At 67.7% G+C, this 19,290-nt stretch carries 13 protein-coding genes; 10 read left to right on the top strand and 3 right to left on the bottom strand.

Annotation, left to right across the window (positions count from 1 at the left end; translation table 11 throughout):
- Positions 1-362: CbtA family protein (locus tag AC07YH_RS05895; RefSeq protein WP_494746081.1), on the top strand; the 362-nt coding region annotated here is incomplete at its 5' end.
- Here the strand turns inward: AC07YH_RS05895 and AC07YH_RS05890 are convergent.
- Positions 346-1,107, bottom strand: a complete 762-nt coding sequence (locus AC07YH_RS05890; protein WP_494746080.1) for a FadR/GntR family transcriptional regulator — start codon at positions 1,105-1,107, stop codon at positions 346-348. The two genes, AC07YH_RS05895 and AC07YH_RS05890, sit on opposite strands and share 17 nt — an antisense overlap.
- 181 nt (positions 1,108-1,288) lie before the next feature.
- Here AC07YH_RS05890 and AC07YH_RS05885 point away from each other — a divergent pair, with 181 nt between their 5' ends.
- The 9 genes from AC07YH_RS05885 (at position 1,289) to AC07YH_RS05845 (ending at position 15,383) form a co-directional block, all read left to right on the top strand.
- Entirely contained in the window at positions 1,289-2,461 is a 1,173-nt protein-coding gene (locus tag AC07YH_RS05885) for a mandelate racemase/muconate lactonizing enzyme family protein (protein WP_494746079.1), read from the top strand.
- A 39-nt stretch (positions 2,462-2,500) separates the two neighbouring features.
- Positions 2,501-3,442 carry an aldo/keto reductase gene (locus AC07YH_RS05880; RefSeq protein WP_494746078.1) on the top strand — a complete coding sequence of 314 codons (942 nt, stop codon included), beginning with the start codon at positions 2,501-2,503 and terminating at the stop codon, positions 3,440-3,442.
- Positions 3,439-4,308, top strand: coding sequence for an amidohydrolase family protein (locus AC07YH_RS05875; protein WP_494746077.1), 870 nt, complete (start codon positions 3,439-3,441; stop codon positions 4,306-4,308). Before AC07YH_RS05880 ends, AC07YH_RS05875 begins: the two co-directional genes overlap by 4 nt.
- Positions 4,305-5,564 carry an MFS transporter gene (locus AC07YH_RS05870; RefSeq protein WP_494746076.1) on the top strand — a complete coding sequence of 420 codons (1,260 nt, stop codon included), beginning with the start codon at positions 4,305-4,307 and terminating at the stop codon, positions 5,562-5,564. Before AC07YH_RS05875 ends, AC07YH_RS05870 begins: the two co-directional genes overlap by 4 nt.
- A 116-nt stretch (positions 5,565-5,680) precedes the next feature.
- Complete coding sequence (locus tag AC07YH_RS05865) at positions 5,681-8,386, top strand: TonB-dependent receptor (RefSeq protein ID WP_494746075.1); 2,706 nt, start codon at positions 5,681-5,683, stop codon at positions 8,384-8,386.
- 146 nt (positions 8,387-8,532) lie between these two features.
- Entirely contained in the window at positions 8,533-9,258 is a 726-nt protein-coding gene (locus AC07YH_RS05860) for an SDR family oxidoreductase (protein ID WP_494746074.1), read from the top strand.
- On the top strand, positions 9,258-10,100 hold the full coding sequence (locus AC07YH_RS05855) for a fumarylacetoacetate hydrolase family protein (RefSeq protein WP_494746073.1): 843 nt from the start codon (positions 9,258-9,260) through the stop codon (positions 10,098-10,100). The genes AC07YH_RS05860 and AC07YH_RS05855 overlap by 1 nt, the downstream gene beginning before the upstream one ends.
- A 40-nt stretch (positions 10,101-10,140) precedes the next feature.
- Positions 10,141-12,162, top strand: a complete 2,022-nt coding sequence (locus tag AC07YH_RS05850) for a right-handed parallel beta-helix repeat-containing protein (RefSeq protein WP_494746072.1) — start codon at positions 10,141-10,143, stop codon at positions 12,160-12,162.
- Entirely contained in the window at positions 12,159-15,383 is a 3,225-nt protein-coding gene (locus AC07YH_RS05845) for an alpha-L-rhamnosidase (RefSeq protein WP_494746071.1), read from the top strand. Before AC07YH_RS05850 ends, AC07YH_RS05845 begins: the two co-directional genes overlap by 4 nt.
- A gap of 142 nt (positions 15,384-15,525) precedes the next feature.
- On the opposite strand, the gene AC07YH_RS05840 is transcribed toward AC07YH_RS05845, so the two are convergent.
- Both AC07YH_RS05840 and AC07YH_RS05835 read right to left on the bottom strand, forming a co-directional pair.
- The gene (locus AC07YH_RS05840; protein WP_494746070.1) at positions 15,526-17,604 is read right to left on the bottom strand and encodes a glycoside hydrolase family 2 protein; all 2,079 of its coding nucleotides are present in this window, start codon (positions 17,602-17,604) and stop codon (positions 15,526-15,528) included.
- A 22-nt stretch (positions 17,605-17,626) separates the two neighbouring features.
- Positions 17,627-19,258: a rhamnogalacturonidase gene (locus AC07YH_RS05835; RefSeq protein ID WP_494746069.1), complete on the bottom strand. Its 1,632-nt coding sequence runs from the start codon at positions 19,256-19,258 to the stop codon at positions 17,627-17,629.
- Positions 19,259-19,290: the final 32 nt, after the last annotated feature.

The raw sequence follows: 19,290 nt of genomic DNA, 5'->3' as shown, positions 1-19,290 counted from the left end.
TGAAGTACCCGCCCACCCCGCCGGCCGTCGGCCAGCACGAGACGGTGGCCCTGCGCACGGCCGCCTTCTTCCTGATGATCGCCCTGTCGGTGATCGCTGCCGTCACCGCCCTGAACGTCGGCCGCAAGCTTCACGCCCGCCTGGGCGCGCTGAACGCTGGCTTCGCCGCCGTTGCAGCCTATGTCGTGCTGATCTCGGCCGCCCAGGCGATGCTGCCAAGGATCAACGAGGTGCCGACCGACTTCCCGGCCGTGGTGCTATGGGACTTCCGCATCGCCTCGATCGGCATGCAGGCCTTGCTATGGACGGTGATTGGCGTCGGCTTCGGCGCGCTGGCCAAGCGCGTCATCCAGCGGGGTTAGCCCGGTTGTCGATGCTGGTCGGCCGGCGCTTGCGCCACGAGGTCTCGATGTGGTCGCGCATCGCGTGGGCGGCGCCGTCAGAGTCACCGGCCACGATCGCGTCGTAGATCCGCTTGTGCGCCTCGTGCGTGGCGCGGACGTGGTCCACGTTCAGCCGCCCGCTATAGCTGTAGGTCTTCACGGCCTTGCTCTGGATGCTGTCGATGATCGCCTTGCTCAGGCGGTCGCCCGATAGGCGCATGATGATGTCGTGGAAGGCGACGTCCTCGTGGACATAGCCGGCCGGGGTGTCGATCAGCCCCTCCAGCCGCTCCATCTGCCGGCCCAGCTGGGCGGCGGCTTCCGGGGTGATGTTGCGAGCCGCCTTTGCGGCCATGCTGGCTTCCAGCGAGGCGCGGATTTCCGAGAGATTGTCCAGATAGCTGAGCCCGTCCTCGCGCCGGAACAGGGCGCTGAGGATCATCGGGTCCAGCAGGTTCCAAGACGAGGCGTCCTGGATGATCGTGCCGCGCCCCTGCTGGGAGACGACCAGGCCCTTTTCCGTCAGCGCCGTCGTGGCCTCGCGCACGACCGTACGGCTGACGGCGTACATGTCGCACAGGACGTTCTCGGGCGGCAGCACGGTGCCGGACGGGTAGATCTCGGTGACGATGGCGTTGACGAGGTCCTCGACCACGGCCACGGCCAGCCGGGGACGGCGCGCGGCGGCGGCTCGCAGGCCCGTGGCGTTCGTGGAAGCTGTCATAGCCTGGCGCTCATCTGGTTGTCCGAGCGTTCTACCCGACGCCCCAGTCGTATCACAATACGAGATTCGAGCGGGAGCGAGGCCGTGAAAGCCGTAACCGCTTGCGCCCTACGAAGGGTTGCAAAGCCAAAATTCATAATACATATTATCTCATCTGAGGGCAGTCGTCCCATATTCTGGATTGAAGACCGACACCATGCGGATTACCGGCTATCGCAGCCTGACGACCATCCACGATTGGCAGCGCCCCGTCGGGGACGTGAACGGCGTGGTCGAAGCCGGCGTCACTGAGGTCCCCATCCTGCTGCTGGAGACCGACGGCGGCCTGACCGGCGTGGGCCTGGGCCAGCACACCGACATCGACCGGGTCTTCCCGGCCGTCGAGGGCGAAGACCCCCGCGCCGTCTCGGCGCTGTACGACCGCATGCTGGCGCACGTGTTCAAGAGCGGCCACGCCGGGGCGACCTACGGCGCGATCGCGGCGGTCGACATGGCCCTGTGGGACCTCAAGGCCAAGATGGCCGGCGAGCCGCTATGGCGAACCCTGGGCGCGCGCGACCGCTTCGTCCCCGGCTACGCCTCGGGCCTGTGCTACGGCCTGACCGATGAAGCCTTCGAGGCGCACTATGGCCTGTGGGCCGAGCGCGGCTTCACCGCCGCCAAGATCAAGGGCGGCCGCGACGTCGAGCGCGATATCCGCCGACTGAACCTCGCAGGCGACATCCTGCGCCGCAACACCGAGCGCCCGGCCCTGATGCTGGATGTCAACGAGTGCTGGAGCCGCAAGCAGGCCGTGCGCCACACCAGCGAGATCGAGGCCCGCGTCGACCTGACCTGGGTCGAGGAGCCCTTGCGCCGCTGGGACGCCGAGGGCCACGCGATCGTCAGCCGCGCCATCAAGGCCGCCGTCGCCACGGGCGAGAACCTGACGGGCCTGGACCAGTTCACGCCGCTGTTCGAGGCCAAGTCCGTCGATATCGTCCAGACCGGCAGCGTCTGGGGGATCACCCACTTCAACCGCGTCGCCCTGGCGGCCCATGCCCACAACCTGCCGGTCTCGCCGGTCGGCTATGACTGCAATCCCGTAGCCCATGCCGCCGCGGCCGTGCCCAACATGGTCGGCATCGAGATCCAGGACTTCAACTTCCCGCTGGGCCTCTCGGTCGATCAGCAGATCACGGACGGCGGCCTGGTGCTGGGCGACAAGCCTGGCCTGGGCATCGAGGTCGACGAAGCCGCGATCGCCGCCAACCGACTCAGCGGAACATGGTCGAAGTCAGGGGGACCGCACGTCCGGCCTCGCAGGGCGGGGCTGGGACTGGTGCCCAACAGCCGCGCCGCCGGCGAACGATAAGACGTCCTCAAGGACGCTTCTGGGTAGGAAATGAACCGGATGATCACCACCCGCCTCGGCGCGCCCCTCTCGCCCCTGGCCCTCGGCGGCGCCTCGCTGGGCGGCGTCTACCACGCCGTGTCGCAGGCCCAGGCCGACGCCGTGGTCGCCGCTTCTCTGGAAGCCGGTGTCAACCTGATCGACGTCGCGCCCTACTACGGCCTGACGCGGGCCGAGACGGCGCTGGGCGCGGCCCTGCGCGGCGCCGACCGCGACTCCTACGTGCTGATGACCAAGATCGGCCGCTATGGCGACAAGGACTGGGACTTCTCGCGCGAGGCCACCTTGCGCAGCCTGGACGAAAGCCTGGCGCGCCTGGGCGTGGACCGGATCGACGTCCTGCAATGCCACGACATCGAGCACGGCGACCGCCGGCAGCTGCTGGACGAGGCCCTACCGACGCTGCGCGCGCTGAAGGCCCAGGGCGTGATCGGCCATGTCGGGATCACCGGCTACGACCTGGCCCTGCTGGAGGAGATCGCCGTCGCCGAGCAGGTCGACACGGTGATGGCCTATTGCACCTACACCTTGCAGGACCAGCGCCTGGGGCCGGTTTCACAGCGCTTGGCCGCACATGGGGTGACGGTATTCAACGCCTCGCCGCTGGGCATGGGCCTGCTGACGGCCGGCGGCCCGCCGGACTGGCATCCCGCGCATGATAGCGTCCAGGCCGCCGCCGCCGAAGCCGCGCGCCGATGCGCGGCGCTGGGCGCGGACCTGTCGTTCACCGCCTTGCAATTTGCCCTGCAGACTGCCGCCGACGCGGGGATCGCCTCGACCGTCGTCGGCATGTCCAAGGCCGAGAACCTACGCCAGAATCTCGCCGCCCTGACCACGCCGCTCGACGCGTCCGTGCTGGCGGCGGTCGAGGACGCCCTGGCGCCAGTGCTGGACATCGGCTGGGACATCCGGCCCGGCAGCGGCGGCAAGGCCGGCAAATGATCGACGCCCACCTGCACCTCTGGGACCCCGCCCGGCTCGACTACGACTGGCTGCGCTTCGTGCCGACCATCGCCGGTCGGCAAGGTCCCGAGCAGTGGAGCGCCCAGCGCACCGGCGTACGCCGCGCCGTCTTCGTCCAGGCCGACTGCGCGCCCGAACAGGCGCTGGCCGAGGTCGATTGGGTCGCAAGCCTCTCCCATCCCGATCTGGATATTCTGGGCGTCGTCGCCTTCGCTCCATTGGAAAAGGGCAAGGCCGTCGGCGACCACCTGGACGCCCTGCGCCAGCGGCCTCTCGTACGCGGCGTCCGCCGTTCGGTGCAGAACGAGCCCGACGCCCTCATCACTGATCCTCGTCACCTGGACGGCCTGGTGGCAGCCGCCGAGCACGGCCTGACAATCGACGTTTGCGCCCGTGACCATCAACTGCCGCTGATCATCGACCTGCTCGACGCCCTGTTCGAGCGCGCGCCCGCAGCCCGCGTCGTGCTGGACCACCTGGGCAAGCCCGACATCGCCGCCCATGCCGGCGACATCCACGGCGCCGATTGGGCCAACAGCCTGCGCCGTCTGGCCGCCTTCCCCAATGTCTTCGCCAAGCTGTCAGGCCTAACCACCCAGGATCACTGGACCGAAGGCCGCGACGAGACCCAGGTCCCGTACATCCGCCACGCCCTGGACGGCTTCGGCCCCGAGCGCCTGATGTTCGGCGGCGACTGGCCGGTCGTGGACCTGGCCGGCGGCTACGCCCGCTGGCTGAGCCTGTTCGAGACCACGATCACCGCCCTACCTCCGCGCGACCGCCTCCGCATCGAGGCCGGGACCGCGACCGAATTCTACGCCCTGACGACGGAGACGCTCGCATGAGCCTGGACACCACCCTCCCCGTCACGGCTCCCGCCAGCGCAGGCCGCATGCGTCTGCAGCTGTCGCTGATGGTCAACTTCTTCCTCTTGATGGCGCTCTACAGCGGCGTGCTGGGCGTGCTGCTGCCCAACCAGATCGCCACGCTGAATCCTGGCGAAAAAGCCAACAACCTGGCTTTGCTATTCGCGATCACCTCGGTGTTCTCGACACTGACCACGCCGATCGCCGGCGCCCTGTCGGACCGCACCCGCACGCGCTGGGGCCGCCGCTCGCCCTGGATCGCCGTCGCCTCGCTGATCGGCTCGATGGCCCTGTTCGGGGTGTCGTGGCAGACCAGCTTCTGGTCGCTGATGGTGCTGTGGGTGATGGCCACCGTGGCCTACAACTCCATGCAGCCGGCCATGACCACGGTGATCGCCGACCGCTTCGCGCCGGAGACGCGCGGCGCGGTGTCGGGCATCGTCGGCGCGGGCATGACCGCCGGCCTGACCGCCGGCACCGTCGTGGCCGGCTATCTGGCCGGCGCCCAGGTGCTGGCCTACAGCCTGTTCGCGGTCGCCATCGCCGTCTCGTGCCTGGCCTTCGTGCTGATCAACCGCGAGCCCTCCAGCGCCGAGGCGCCCGCTCGTCCCTTCTCGTGGAAGGCCTTCGCCGCCAGCTTCTGGATCAGTCCCAAGGAGCACCCGGACTTCGCCTGGGCGTTCGCCGGCCGGTTCACGGTCTACATGGGCTACCAGGCCGTGGCGGCCTATCTGCTCTACATACTGCGGGACTATATCGGCCTGTCGGACGCCGCCTCGAACCGGACCATCGCCAACCTGGCGATGCTGACCCTGGTCTGCCTGATCGTCTCGTCGCTGACCTCGGGCTTCCTGTCTGACAAGCTCCAGCGCCGCAAGCCGTTCGTCATCGCCTCCAGCCTGATCATGGGCTGCGCCATGGTCGCCCCGCTGGTCCTGCCCAACATGACCGGCATGTGGATCTATGCCGGCGTGATCGGCGTCGGCTACGGCATGTTCATGTCGATCGACATGGCCCTGATGACCCAAGTGCTGCCCAAGAGCGCCGTCGGCGACGAGGGCAAGGACCTGGGCGTGCTGACCACGGCGGTCAACATCCCGCAGATCCTCAGCCCCGTGATGGCGGCGGTGCTGCTGAACGTCTTCCACAACAACTACGCGGCCATCTTCGTGGCGGCGATCGTGTTCGTCTTCGCTTCGGCCCTGTGCGTCGCGCCGATCAAGGGTGTGCGCTGAGGCCTCAGATAATTTGTATGACGTATTATGATAATTTGACATACGTCTTATCTTGTCGTAAATGCTTTGGATAAGGCCGGGAAACGGCCAAGGGGTTGAAACGACAGGATCCAAGCATGTCCACGAAGACTACTTTGATGGCCGCAACCGCCCTCGGACTCATGGGGGCATGGGCGGCTCCTTCTGCGGTCTGGGCGCAGGACGCCTCCTCGACCGCCGTCGAAGAGGTTGTCGTCACCGGCATCCGCGCCAGCCAGCAGCAATCGATCGACATCAAGCGCAACGCGGTCGGCGTCGTGGATTCGATCGCCTCGGAAGACCTGGGCAAGCTGCCCGACCAGAACGTCGCCGAGTCCCTGCAGCGCATCGCCGGCGTGACCATCGAGCGTAACCGCGGCGAAGGCCGCTACGTCTCGGTCCGCGGCTTTGGCCCGAAGTTCAACGCCGTCACCGTCAACGGCCGCACCCTGGCCACCGACAACAACGGCCGTGAGTTCTCGTTCGACGTCCTGCCCTCGGAGATCATCTCGGGCGCCGACGTCTACAAGTCGCCGCAAGCCAACATCAACGGCGCCTCGATCGGCGCGACCATCGACGTGCGCACGCTGCGTCCGCTGGAACAGCGCCAGGCCTTCAGCGCCGCCGGTTCGGTCAGCGGCACCTGGGCCGAGCTGCGTGACAAGTACAATCCGGAAGCCTCGGGCGTGCTGAGCTGGCGCAACGCCGACCGCACCTTTGGTGTCGCCGTGTCGGCCTCGTACACCGACCAGAAGGTCCGCGACGACGAGTTCACCATCGGCGCCGGCCACGTGTACCGCTCGAGCACGGACTCCTACTACAACGCCGGCGGCGTCGCGGGCGCCCGCATCGGCCCGGGCGTCGCGCCGTTCAGCAACATCTCGATGCCCTCGAACCTGTCGCCGTTCTTCTTCGAGCGCGACAAGACCATGCTGGGCCTGAACGGCACCGTTCAGTACAAGCCGACCGAACGCCTGACCGCCACGGTCGACGCCCTCTACGCGCGGGCCAACATCAAGGAACAGCAGACGGGCCTGGCCTATGACTTCGCCGGCGGCACGCTGGTCGAGCAGGTCATCGCGGGCAAGGAAGCGGTCTACCAGCGCTATCAGGGCGGCTTCGTCGATCAGATCATCCAGTTCGACCATCGCAAGGTCACGACCGACCAGCTGGGCTTGAACCTGAAGTGGGACGCCACCGACGACCTGACCCTGACCTTCGACGCCTCGCACTCGAAGGCCGAGCGTCGCGGCAAGGAAGACAACGACTTCACGACCATCCGCCGCAAGAACGTCGACACCTGGTTTGATCGTCGCGGCGGCAACGAGATGTACTCGTACGGCTTCACCAGCCCCAACTACACCAACGCCGCGACCAACCCGCAGGGCGTGACCGCCCACTACTACATCTGGGGCGGCGGCTCGGACGTCGATGACGCGATCAACGAGTTCTCGGTCGACGCCAACTGGAAGCCCGAAGGCGCGGTCTCGCTGCGTGGCGGCCTGGCCGCTCAGAACCGCAAGAAGACCATCACCGCGATCGAGATGCCGTTCGGCGAACAGTGCGCCTACTGCGACTCCAACCAGGTGCTGCCGGCCTCGCTGTTCCAGAACACCAACCGCAACTTCTTCGACGGCAAATACGGCAACACCATCCTGCACGACTGGCTGATCTACGATCCGCGCGCCCTGATCCTGCAGGTCAAGGAATACGCCACCCGCGACGGCAAGGCCTTCAACCCCTCGGTCCCTTCGCCCTCGGCCTCGTCGGTCGTGGATGAGAAGGTGCTGCTGGGCTACCTGATGAGCGACATCAAGACCGAGCTGGGTTCGATGCCGCTGGCCGTGAACGTGGGCGTCCGCATCGAGGACACCGACTACACCTCGTCAGGCGCCTCGCGCACGGTGACCAGCGCCAAGCCGAACGGCGCGGGCCAGAACATCATCACGGTGTCGCCGGTCGTGCCCGTCAGCTTCAAGGGCCACTACACCGACATCCTGCCGTCGTTCAACGCTCGCCTGAACCTCACCGACGACGTCATCGTCCGCCTGGCCGCCTCGCGCGTCATGACCCGCCCGACCCTGTCGGACCTGTCGCCACGCCAGACCATCCAGACCAACCCGGGCAACGAAACCATCCGTCGCGGCAACCCGGACCTGCAACCCTTCCGCGCCACCCAGATCGAAGGCGGCGCCGAGTGGTACTTCGGCGAGATGTCGCTGCTTTCGGCGGCGGTCTTCTACAAGAACATCGACTCGTTCGTGACCCTGACCACCACGCCGCAGAAGGTCGATCAGGTCACCTTCCAGGTGACGGTGCCCAGCAACGGCAAGGGCGCGGTCGTGAAGGGCTTCGAGCTGGGCTACCGCCAGGTGTTCAACCAGCTGCCCGCGCCGTTCGATGGCCTGGGCGTGCAGACCAGCTTCACCTACGCCGAGTCCAACGCCAACTACACCAACACCGTGGCCAACGTGTCGTACGGTCTGGAGGGCCTTTCGAAGTACTCGTACAGCCTGGTCGGCTTCTACGAGAAGGGTCCGATCCAGGCCCGCGTGGCCTACACCTGGCGCGACAAGTTCCTGCAGGTCGCCTCGGGTCGTAACGGCGAGCCGGAATATTTCGACAGCTACGGCCAGCTGGATGTCGGCGCTTCGTACAACGTCTCGGCCAACTTCACGGTGTTCGTCGACGGCCTGAACCTGACCGACACCGAAGAGTTCATCTACTCGGTCACGCCGGACCGCACGAAGGAGTTCCGAACCACGGGCCGCCGCATCGCGGCCGGGGTACGGATGCGCTTCTAAACCTTTCCCCCTCCTGCCAATCTGGTGAACCGCGTCACGCCCGTCGTGGCGCGGTTTTTCTTTATGGCGATGCCCCCGATCGCGCCTTGACGGGCCGGGCCATCGCCACTAGCAAACATCATACGTCTTATGTTTGAGGTGACGAGATGAGGCTCGCAGGCAAGACCGCCCTGGTGACGGCGGCGGCGCAAGGGATCGGCCGCGCGACGGTCGAGGCCTTCCAGCTGGAAGGCGCGACGGTCATCGCCGCCGACATCCGCACCGAGGCGCTGGACGGCGTCGAAGGGCTGACCGTCCGCCAGCTGGACGTCACCGACCGCGAGGCCGTCAAGGCCATCGCCGAGGAGTTCCCGAACGTCGACGTGCTCTACAACTGCGCGGGCTTCGTCCACGCCGGCACGATCCTGGACTGCGACGAGGACGCCTGGGACTTCTCCAACGCCCTGAACGTCACCGCCCAGTACCGGATGATCCGCGCCTTCCTGCCGCGCATGATCGCCAATGGCGGCGCCTCGATCATCAACATGTCTTCGGTGTGCTCCAGCATCAAGGCGGTGCCCAACCGCTTCGCCTACGGCGCCACCAAGGCCGCCGTGATCGGCCTGACCAAGTCGGTCGCCGCCGACTTCGTGGCCAAGGGCATCCGCTGCAACGCCATCTGCCCGGGCACGGTCGAGACCCCGTCCCTGCTGCAGCGCCTGCGCGACACCGGCGACTTCGACAAGGCCTATGCCGAGTTCACCGCCCGCCAGGCCATGGGCCGCTTCGGCCGCGTCGAGGAACTGGCCGCGCTGGCCGTCTACCTGGCCTCGGACGAGTCCGCCTTCACGACCGGAACCATCAATGTCATCGACGGCGGCTGGGTGAACTGATGAAACTGCTCCGCTTCGGCCCCATCGGCCAGGAAAAGCCCGGCGTCCTCGACGCCCAGAACCGCATCCGCGACCTCAGCGGCGTGGTGGCCGACATCGGCGGCGAGACGCTGTCCGACGAAGGCCTGGCCCGCTTGCGCGCCCTCGATCTGGAGAGCCTGCCGCTAGCCCCTGAAGGCGTGCGCTACGGTGCCTGCGTCGCGGGCGTCAGCAAGTTCCTGTGCATCGGCCTGAACTACGCCGACCACGCCGCCGAGAGCGGCCTGCCGATCCCCGACGAGCCCGTACTGTTCTCGAAGTTCACCTCGGCCATCTGCGGCCCGAACGACGAAGTCCTCAAGCCCCGCGGCTCGACCAAGCTGGACTGGGAAGTCGAGCTGGGCATCGTGATCGGCAAGACCGCCAGCTACATCGACGAAGCGGACGCCGACGTCCACATCGCCGGCTACTGCACCATCAACGACGTCTCCGAGCGCGCCTTCCAGATCGAGCGTGGCGGTACGTGGGACAAGGGCAAGGGCTGCGACACCTTCGGCCCGATCGGTCCCTGGCTGGTCACCCGCGACGAGGTCCCCGATCCGGCGAACCTGAAGATGTGGCTGACCGTCAACGGCAAGACGTTCCAGGACGGCTCGACCGCGACCATGATCTTCAAGCCCGCCTTCATCGTCGCCTATCTCTCGCAGTTCATGACCCTGCTGCCGGGCGACGTGATCTCGACCGGCACGCCGCCGGGCGTGGGCCTGGGCCAGAAGCCGCCGCTCTATCTCGAGGTCGGCGACGTCATGGAACTGGGCATCGAGGGCCTGGGCCAGCAGCGGCAGGTCGTCGCCCAGGCCTGACGCCATCCTCGACAAGAAGAACAAGACTAGGGAGTTCGTGATGGTCAAAACCCTCTTCGCTCGCGGCCTCGCGGCGACCATGGTCTCCGGCGCCGTCCTGGCCTGGGCGGCTCTCGCGAACGCTCAAGTGACGCTGCACGTCTCGCCCCAGGGCGACGACAAGAGCCCCGGCACGGCCGAGCGCCCGGTCCGCACCCTGCCCCGCGCCCAAGCACTGGTGAGGGCCAGCAACGCCAAGGCCGATGTCACGGTCGAGGTGGCGACGGGCGAGTACCGCTTGGACAAGCCCCTGGTCTTCACGGCGGCAGACGGCGGCCAGGCCGGTCACCGCGTCACTTGGCGCGGCCAGGCCGGCGCGCGGCCACTGGTCTCGGGCGGCTTCGACATCACGAACTTCGCGGTGTTCGACGCCGACCGCCGGATCTATGTCGCCGACATCCCCAAAGGTCTCGACACCCGCCAGGTCTGGGTCAACGACACCCTGGCCGAGCGTCCGTGGATGGAAATCCGCGCCTCGGACGTGACCTTCAACGCCACGGGCTTCGAGGTGACCAATCCCAAGCTCGCGTTCCTGTCGAACCTGAAGCACCCGTCACGGCTGGAGATCGAGGCCACAGGCTTCTTCACCGACCGCGTCTCGCCGGTCCAGGCCATCGACGGGACCAAGGTGACGATGCGCCAGCCGGCTTGGGACAACAACACCTGGGGCTATGACACCCTCTCCAAGCCGATCTTCCCCGAAGACTCGCGGCTGTTCCTGGTCAACGCCCTGGAGCTGATCGGCAAGACCAACGACTGGCACGCCAAGCCCTACCAGTGGTTCGTCGATCCGGCCGCCGGCAAGCTGTACCTGCGCATCGCCGAAGACGACGACATCAAGACCCTGCGGGTGACCGTTCCCGCCCTGCCCGCCTTGGTCTCGATCAGCGGCTCGGCCAAGGCGCCGGTGCGTGGGCTGACCTTCGAGGGCCTGCGGTTCTCGTACACCTCGTGGATGGGCCCGTCGGAACCGACCGGCTACGCCAACCAGCAGAGCGGCGCGTTCCTGAAGGATGCGTCGCCCCTCCGCCCGGCCGACGCCTGGACATCGTGCGGCTGGGGCTGCCCCGAGTTCGAGTCCATGCGCCAGAAGTGGAGCCAGATCCCGGCCGCCGTGCAGGTCGCCGCGGCGCAGGACATCGTCTTCACCGGCAACCAGTTCTCGCAGCTGGGCCAGATCGGCCTGGGGATCGGCAACGACGCCAACGCCAACCTCTCCGGCCAGGGCCTCGCCACCAAGGGCGTGCGCGTCAACCGCAACCTGTTCGCCGTGCTGTCGGGCAGCGCCATCATGGCCGGCGGCGTGCGCGAAGACGCTCACCACCCGTCCGCCCCCGAGCTGGTCAATGCCGACCTCGAGATCGCCGACAACACGATCGCCACGGTCAGCCAGGACTACAAGGACAACGCCGCCATCCTGACGACCTACGTCGACGGCGCGCGCATCCTGCACAACGAGATCTCGGACGCGCCCTATGACGGCGTCGCGGTCGGTTGGGGCTGGGGCTACAACGACGCTGGCGGCAACCCGAACTACGACGAGAACCAGAAGGGCTATCGCTACAACACCAAGTACGCGACGCCGACGGTGCTTCGGAACACCCTGGTCGAGGGCAACCGCATCCATGGCGTGAAGACCTGGTACATGGACGGCGGCGCCATCTACAATCTGTCGGCCAATCCGGGCTCGGTGATCCGCGGCAACCACATCTTCGACATCGACGGCAAGATCGCCATCTATCTGGACGAGGGCTCCAAGCACTTCCAGGTGACGGGCAATGTCGTCGATACCCAGGGCAAGTGGCTGAACATCAACACCGCCGGCAAGATGTTCCGCCGCAAGATCTCGACCGACAACCTGGCTGCCGGCAACTGGCACAACTCGCTGCGCACCGGCGGCCGCTGGCTGGCCGAGATCGGCAATGTGGAGAAGGACAACATCCTGGTCCCGACCCGCGACTGGCCGGTTGAGGCTCAGGCGGTGATCGACAAAGCCGGCCCGCGTCCGGAGGCCGGCAAGTGAGCGTCTCCCGTCGCGGCCTGATGATGGGCGCCGGCCTGGCCGGCGTCGCAGCGGCGTCGCCGTCCCTGGCGGCCCAGGCGCTGCAAGGCCCTGCGCTCGAGGTGCTCGATCTCAAGGCCGGCTCGGTCACCGCCCCGATCGGCGTCGAGGACCAGGCCGTGCGGCTGTCCTGGCGACTGGTCAGCCCCGATCCGGACGTCAAGCAGACCCGCTACGAGATCCAGGCGGCCAGCTCGCGCGAGAAGCTGGAGGCCGGCGACGCCGACCTCTGGAACGCCGGCGAGGTGTTGACCGACCAGTCTATGGACGTCTCGTGGCTGGGCAGCCCGCTGAAGTCGCGCCAGATCGTCTGGTGGCGCGTTCTGGTGCGCGACAACAAGGGCCGCAAGGCCAACAGCGCCATCGCCAGCTTCGAGACCGGCTTGCTGGCGCCGTCCGACTGGACCGCCAAGTGGATCGCGGCCGAGAGCGAGCTGGCCAAGGCCGACCGTCAGGCTGGCCTGCTCTGGATGCGCGGCGATCGTCCCGCAGACCGCTCGGCGCGCTACTTCCGCCTGGCCTTCGACCTGCCGGCGGCCGCCAATGTCACGCTATTCTCGATCGCCAACTTCAAGTCCGACGCCTGGCTGGACGGCCAGCCGGTCCAGCGCCCGCCGCACTCGCCCATCGCCTTCGGCGTCGCCCCGATCGCCGAGACCAGGCACAAGCTGGCCGCCGGCCGCCACGTGGTCGCGATCAAGGTCGAGGACCCGGTCGGCTTCAACGAGCCCAAACTGCATGAGATCGCCACGGCGGTGATGGTCCGCGCCGAACTTCCGGGCGGCAAGACCCTTCGGATCACCTCGCGCGGCATGAAGACCACCCTGCACGCGCCCGACGACTGGATGCGCCCGGGCTTCGCCGACGGCGGCTGGGCTAAGGCCGAGGTCTCGAAGACCCAACCCCAAGCGTGGCCCGGCTACGGCGCCTTCCTGCTGCGCAAGGACTTCAAGGTCGCGCGCCCGATCGCCCGCGCCCGGCTCTACGCCACGGCCCTGGGCGCCTACGAGGCCCAGATCAACGGCAAGCGGGTCGGCGACGCCCTGCTGACGCCCGAGAGCACCGACTTCCGCAAGACCGCCCTCTATCGCGCCTATGACGTCACCGACCTGCTGGTCACTGGCGACAACGCCATCGGGGCCATGGTCGGCGACGGCTGGTACGGCAGCTATCACGCGCCCGCTGGTCGCTACACGTTCGGCGACGCCCCGTTGCGCTTCCTCGGCCAGCTGGAGATCACCTACGCCGACGGGACCCGCGAGACCGTCTCCAGCGACGAGACCTGGCGCATCGCCCCTGCCCCGATCACGCGCGGCGAAATCTACTACGGCGAGGACTACGACGCCCGCCTGGAACAGTCCGGCTGGGCCACCGCCGGCTTCACCGGCCAAGGCTGGCGCGCCGTCGATCCCGCCCCAACGCCGCCCTGCGCCCTCAAGGCCCAAATTAGCCCGCCGATCCGTCGGATCGAGACCCTGAAGGCCGCCACGATCAAGGCCGTCGGCGCGCGCCACGTCTTCGATTTCGGCCAGAACTTCGCCGGCTGGGCGCGGCTGAAGGTGCGCGGCAAGGCCGGCCAGGTCGTCACCCTGCGCTTCGCCGAGGTGCTGGCCGCCGACGGCCGCGCCGACCAGTCCAACCTGCGCGCCGCTCGCGCCGCCGTCGTCTACACCCTGAAGGGCGACCCGGCCGGCGAGACCTATGAGCCGCGCTTCACCTATTTCGGCTTTCGCTATGTCGAGGTCGAGGGTCTGGCCCAGGCCCTGGGCCGCGCGCCCACCGCCGACGATGTCGAGGGTGTCGTCGTTTCCTCGAACCTCACCGAGACCGGCCACCTGCGCATCGCCAATCCGGTGATCCAGCAGCTGTGGCGCAACAGCCTGTGGAGCCAGCGCAGCAACTTCATGGGCGTGCCCACCGACTGCCCGCAGCGCGACGAGCGCCTGGGCTGGACCGGCGACGCCAACGTCTTCTGGGACGCGGCGGCCTTCAACATGGACGTCGCCGCCTTTACCGAGCGGTTCGGCCGCGACCTGCGCGACGCCCAAGGTCCGCGCGGCGAGTTCCCGGACTACGCCCCGGCCGGCTGGGCGGATCTCGGCCTCGGCGCCTCGCCCGGCTGGGCCGACGCCGGCGTCATGCTGCCGTGGACGGTGTGGAAGCGCTACAACGACACCGCCATCGTCGACCAGAACTGGGCGGCGATGACCCGCTACCTGGCCTTCATCCGCAGCAATAATCCGGACCTGATCTGGCGCAAGGAACGCGGCTACGACTTCGGCGACTGGGTGGCGCTGGACGCCAAGAACCCCGGCGACGAGACCACGCCCAAGGCCCTGATCGCCACCGCCTGGTGGAAGCGCTCGGTCGAGGCCATGGCCGACATGGCGTACGGGTCGAGCCGCAAGCCTGACGCCGTCCGCTACCGCGATCTCGCCAGCCAGATCACCGCCGCCTTCCAGCGTGAATTCGTGCGGCCCGACGGCTCGATGGGTAATGGCTCGCAGGCTGGCTACATCCTGGCCCTGCGCTTTGGCCTCGTTCCACAGGACCTGCGCGCGGCGGCCACGGCCTACCTCGTCGCCGACATCCGCCGGCGCGGCAATCTGCTGTCCACGGGCTTCCTGGGCACGCCGTTCAGCCTCGACGCCCTCGCCGACAACGACCAGGACAGCGTCGTCTACGACCTCTTGCTGCGCACCGACTTCCCGTCGTGGGGCTACATGATCCGCAAGGACGCCACCACGATCTGGGAGCGCTGGAACGGCGATGTGGGCGACGTGTCCATGAACTCGTTCAACCACTACGCCCTGGGCGCGGTGACCGGCTTCGTGTTCCGCCGGATCGCGGGGATCGAGCCGATCCGCGCGGGGTTCCTGTCGTTCCGCTTCGACCCGGTGCTGGACCCGCGCGTGCCCAAGGGCGGCGGGGATTATGACAGCGTCCTGGGGCGGATCAGTACGGATTGGGAGCTGAAGCCGGATGGCGGGTTCGCGCTGCGGCTTGTAGCTCCGACCAACAGCCGGGCCGAGGTGCATGTGCCCGCGAAGAACGCCGATGCGGTGCGGGTGAATGGCGTCGCGGCGGCTCAGGCGCCGGGCGTGACGGTGCAGGGCCTGAAGCGCGGCAAGCTGGTGCTGGAAATCGGCTCGGGCGATCACCGGTTCGAGAGCCGAGGCTAACCTAAACCCCGCCTTCCCGGCGAAAGCCGGGACCCAGATCGAACCAAGGGCGCTGAGTGCTTTCACTCAGCGCCCTTTCGCATTCACGACAGACTCTCAGGATGAATCTGGGCCCCGGCTTTCGCCGGGGAGACGGAGAGGTTTACGGGTTAGTCCGGTACGTCCACCGCACGCTCTCACTCAGCGTCTTCCCCGCGCCTTGCGTCTCGGCCTCAACGACGTTCTCCCCCGTCGCCAGGTCGATCTCCCACAGCGCCACGTGATCATCGACCGCCACGGTCGCCCACTCGCCGCCATTCAGCCGCAACCGCACGGTCGGCTGGTTCGAATAGACCTTCACCTTCACGTGCTTGGTCCGCTTGTTCACGTCGCGCGAGCTGGTGATGTGCAGCATCGGAACCTCCGACCAGTTGGCCTGGTACCAGTAGTAGGCGTCCTTGCGCACCTTGCGATCCTCAGTGACCAGGCCCTTGTCGTTGATCGCCGGGCGGTCGCCCTCGTTGCGCTTGAACGACGGGAAGTCGAAACCGACCCAGATGAAGTTCGACCACAGGAACGGGCGCTTTTTCAGCTCACGCCAATGCACCTCGTGGAAGCCGGTCTGCCACTGCTCGGGATGCCAGTAGCCGTCAGCCACCGGGCGACGCAGAACCGGGTCTTCCTGATGCAGGATGCTGGCCCCGGCGCCGTATTCGCTGACCCCGATCGGCCGCTTGGGCAGGCGGGCATGCAAATCATCCGCCCACGGACCAATGTCCTTGCTCTCGGTCCAGTACCAGCCGAAATAGCGATTATAAGAGACCGTGTCGCTGTGCTGGGCGATCGGGTCGTCGTCCTTCAAGCAACAGTGGGCGTAGGTTGTCGGCCGGGTCGGATCGAGTTCCTTGGCCGTCGACTGCAACGCCGCCAGCAGCTTGTTGGGCGCCTCGCCCGACGCGCGCAGCTCGTTGCCGATGCCCCACAGCGCCACCGACGGGTGGTTGACGTTCTGGGCGATCAGTTCGCGCATCTGTTGGACGAGGTTCTCGCGGAAGGCGTCCGACGGGTCGATGTCGTCGATCAGCGGCACCTCGGTGGTCAACAGGATGCCCAAACGATCGGCCGCGTCATAGACCCGCTGCGGATGCTGCATGTGGGCCAGGCGCAGGGCGGTGACGCCCATCTCGGACATGATCCGCATGTCCTCGTCGATCTCGGCGTCGCTGAGGATCGGGCCCTTGCCGAAGCGGGTCGGCATCTGGATGTTCGCGCCGTAGAGGGCATAGGGCTTGCCGTTCAGCAGGAACCGCCCCTCCCCGTCGAGGCCGACGGTACGGACGCCCAGCGGAACCTCGGCGCTGTCCACGAGCTTGCCGTCGACCCGCACCTCGGTGCGCAGGCGGTAGAGATAGGGCGAGCGTCGGCCCTCCCACAGCTTGGGCTTCTTCAGCACCAGGGCCTGCGGGACCGTCTGGCTCTGGCCGGCCGCGAGCTTGGCCGAGCCCTTGGCCTGGGCCACCGCCGCACCCTTGGCGTCAAGAATGGTGGTCACGACCTCGACGCTGGCGGCCGCCTTGCGGTCGTTGCGGACCAGCACCTTGGCCGCGATTTTCGCTTGGCCCGCCGCCAGACTCTCGGTGCGGCCGTAGAGGCCGGGGCCGCCCCAGTCGCCGAGGTCCACGTGGACGTCCGAGGTCTCGACCAGCTTCACGGCGCGATACAAACCGCCGAACACGTTGAAGTCGCCGTTCAACGGCGCGAAGCGGGTGTTGCGGGCGTTGTCGACCCGCACGGCCAACACGTTGCGACCGGCCTTCAGCGCCTCGGTGACGTCATAGCGGAAGGCCGCATAACCGCCCTCGTGCGTGCCCAGCTTCGTCCCGTTCAGATAGACGTCGGCCTTCAGCGCCGCGCCGTCGAACTGCAGGAAATAGCGCTGGCCGGGCTTGGGCGCATGATCGAGCGCCAAGCGGTACCAGGCTGGTCCACGATAATAGACGCCTTCCGGCTCGCCCCGCGCCTTGGCCCCGCCGATGCCGGAGTCAGCGATGTTGTAGGTGTGCGGGGTCGAGACGGTGGTCCAGGCCTTGTCGTCGAACGCCACGGCCTCGGCGCCGGCGGCGTCGCTGCGCACAAAGCGCCAGCCGTCGCTCAGCGGCTTGACCTCGGCGGCCTGGGCCGCGCTGAACACCAGGACGGCGAGACCGGCCAGCAGGCCGGCGCGGAACGATCGAGGGGTCATGGCGTCTCTCTGTCTTCGATGTTCAGGTCAGGCGTTCGACGTCGCGCACGCGGACCTCGCGGCTGCGCACGGCGCGGACGGCCGAGCCGGGCGCGAGGCTGGAGCCGAGGCCGTCGATGACCGCGCCCTGCACGTCGTCCAGCACCACGGCCGGCCGCGCGTCGGGCTTGTCGACCGTGAAGCTGACGTCCTTGATGCTGATGTTGCGGGCGTGGCGCACCCACAGGCCATGAGCCGGGAGAGCGCCCATGAAGCTGGGCTCCAGCGACGACTTGGGACGCTCCTCGATCTCGCGGGCGGCGTCCTCGCGCGTGCCGCCGCCGGCCGAGCGCACGTGGATATCGGCGAAGCTGACGTCCTCGATGATCCCGCCCGGAATGCCGACGACGCCGCTGGCATAGGGCCCCCGCGCGCCCGAGACGTTGATGTTCGAGAACCGCACGCGCCGCACCTGTGACGGCCCGTTGCCCTCCGGCGCGCGGTTGCGGGCCGACAGGCGCACGAAGATCGGGTGATTGACCGGGTTGCGCAGCAGGATGTTCGAGAAGGTCACGTCCTCCAGGATCCCGCCGTCGATCGCGCCCAACTGCAGGCCGCGCGTGTTCTCGCAGACGCAGTCCGAGATGAGGATGTTGCGGAAGCCGGCCACGCTGTCGGTGCCCAGCTTGATCCGCCCCAGCACCCCGATGTCGTCCACCGACATGTAGGGCGAAGGCTGGTAGGTCCCGTCGACGACCGTGCCGAGCAGGTAGCCGCTGGTCTTGCAGCCGATGACACTGACGTCCTCGCAGAAGCGCGGCTCCTGCAAGGCCATGCTGCTCTTCAGGACGATGGCGTCGTCCTTGGGGGCGTTGACGATGCAGTTGGTGACCTTCACGTCGCGGCAGGCGTCGATGTCGATGCCGTCGCGGTCGGTGTCGACCGTCAGGCCGTCGATCCGGACATTGGTCGAGCCCAGCACGTAGCAGGCGAAGTGGCCGCCTTGCAGGATGGTGAAGTCGCGCAGCAGCACGTTGCGGCAGCGGATCAGGCCGATGCCCTTGTTGCCGCGGCCCTCATAGGCCATCTCGCGCGGGATGGTCCGGCGGGCGGCGTCGGCGCTCAGCCCCTGCTCGGCCGGCGACTTCCAGCCGGTGATGCCATGCCAGCGCGGCGCGGGCCCTTCGCGGTCCAGACCCAGGCCGTGGATCAGGCCCTTGCCGATGATGGCGACGTCGTTGACCCCGTCGCCATAGATCAGGCTGTTGTGGAAGTGGCTGACGCCGTAGTCCTGATATTGCTCGTCATAGACGCTCTCGGGCAGGTCGTAGCGGCCGGCGTGCTTGCGCGGATCGGCGGCCTCGATCACCGAGCCGTTCATCAGCACCAGGGTGATGAAGCTCTTCAGGCGGATCGAGAAGCAGAGATAGTGGCCGGGCGGCACGACGACCGTACCGCCGCCGGCGGCAGAAGCGGCTTCGATGGCGCGGTTGATGGCGTCGGAGTCGATGGCGATGCCGTCGCCGACCGCCCCGTAGTCGCGGATGTCGTAAAAGCCCTTCAGCGAGCCGGCGGCCCGCACCAAGGACGGGCTAGCCGCCATGGCCACGCCGAGACCCAAGGTTACGAACCGACGGCTGAACTCCGCCTTCTGGCCCAACGCGTCGTCCGCCATGCCTCCCCGCCTCTTCTTGTTTGAGGGCGGCA

The organism is Caulobacter sp. GW456-12-1-14-TSB4 (assembly GCF_059424195.1).
This window is presented reverse-complemented; position numbering and strand designations above follow the sequence as displayed.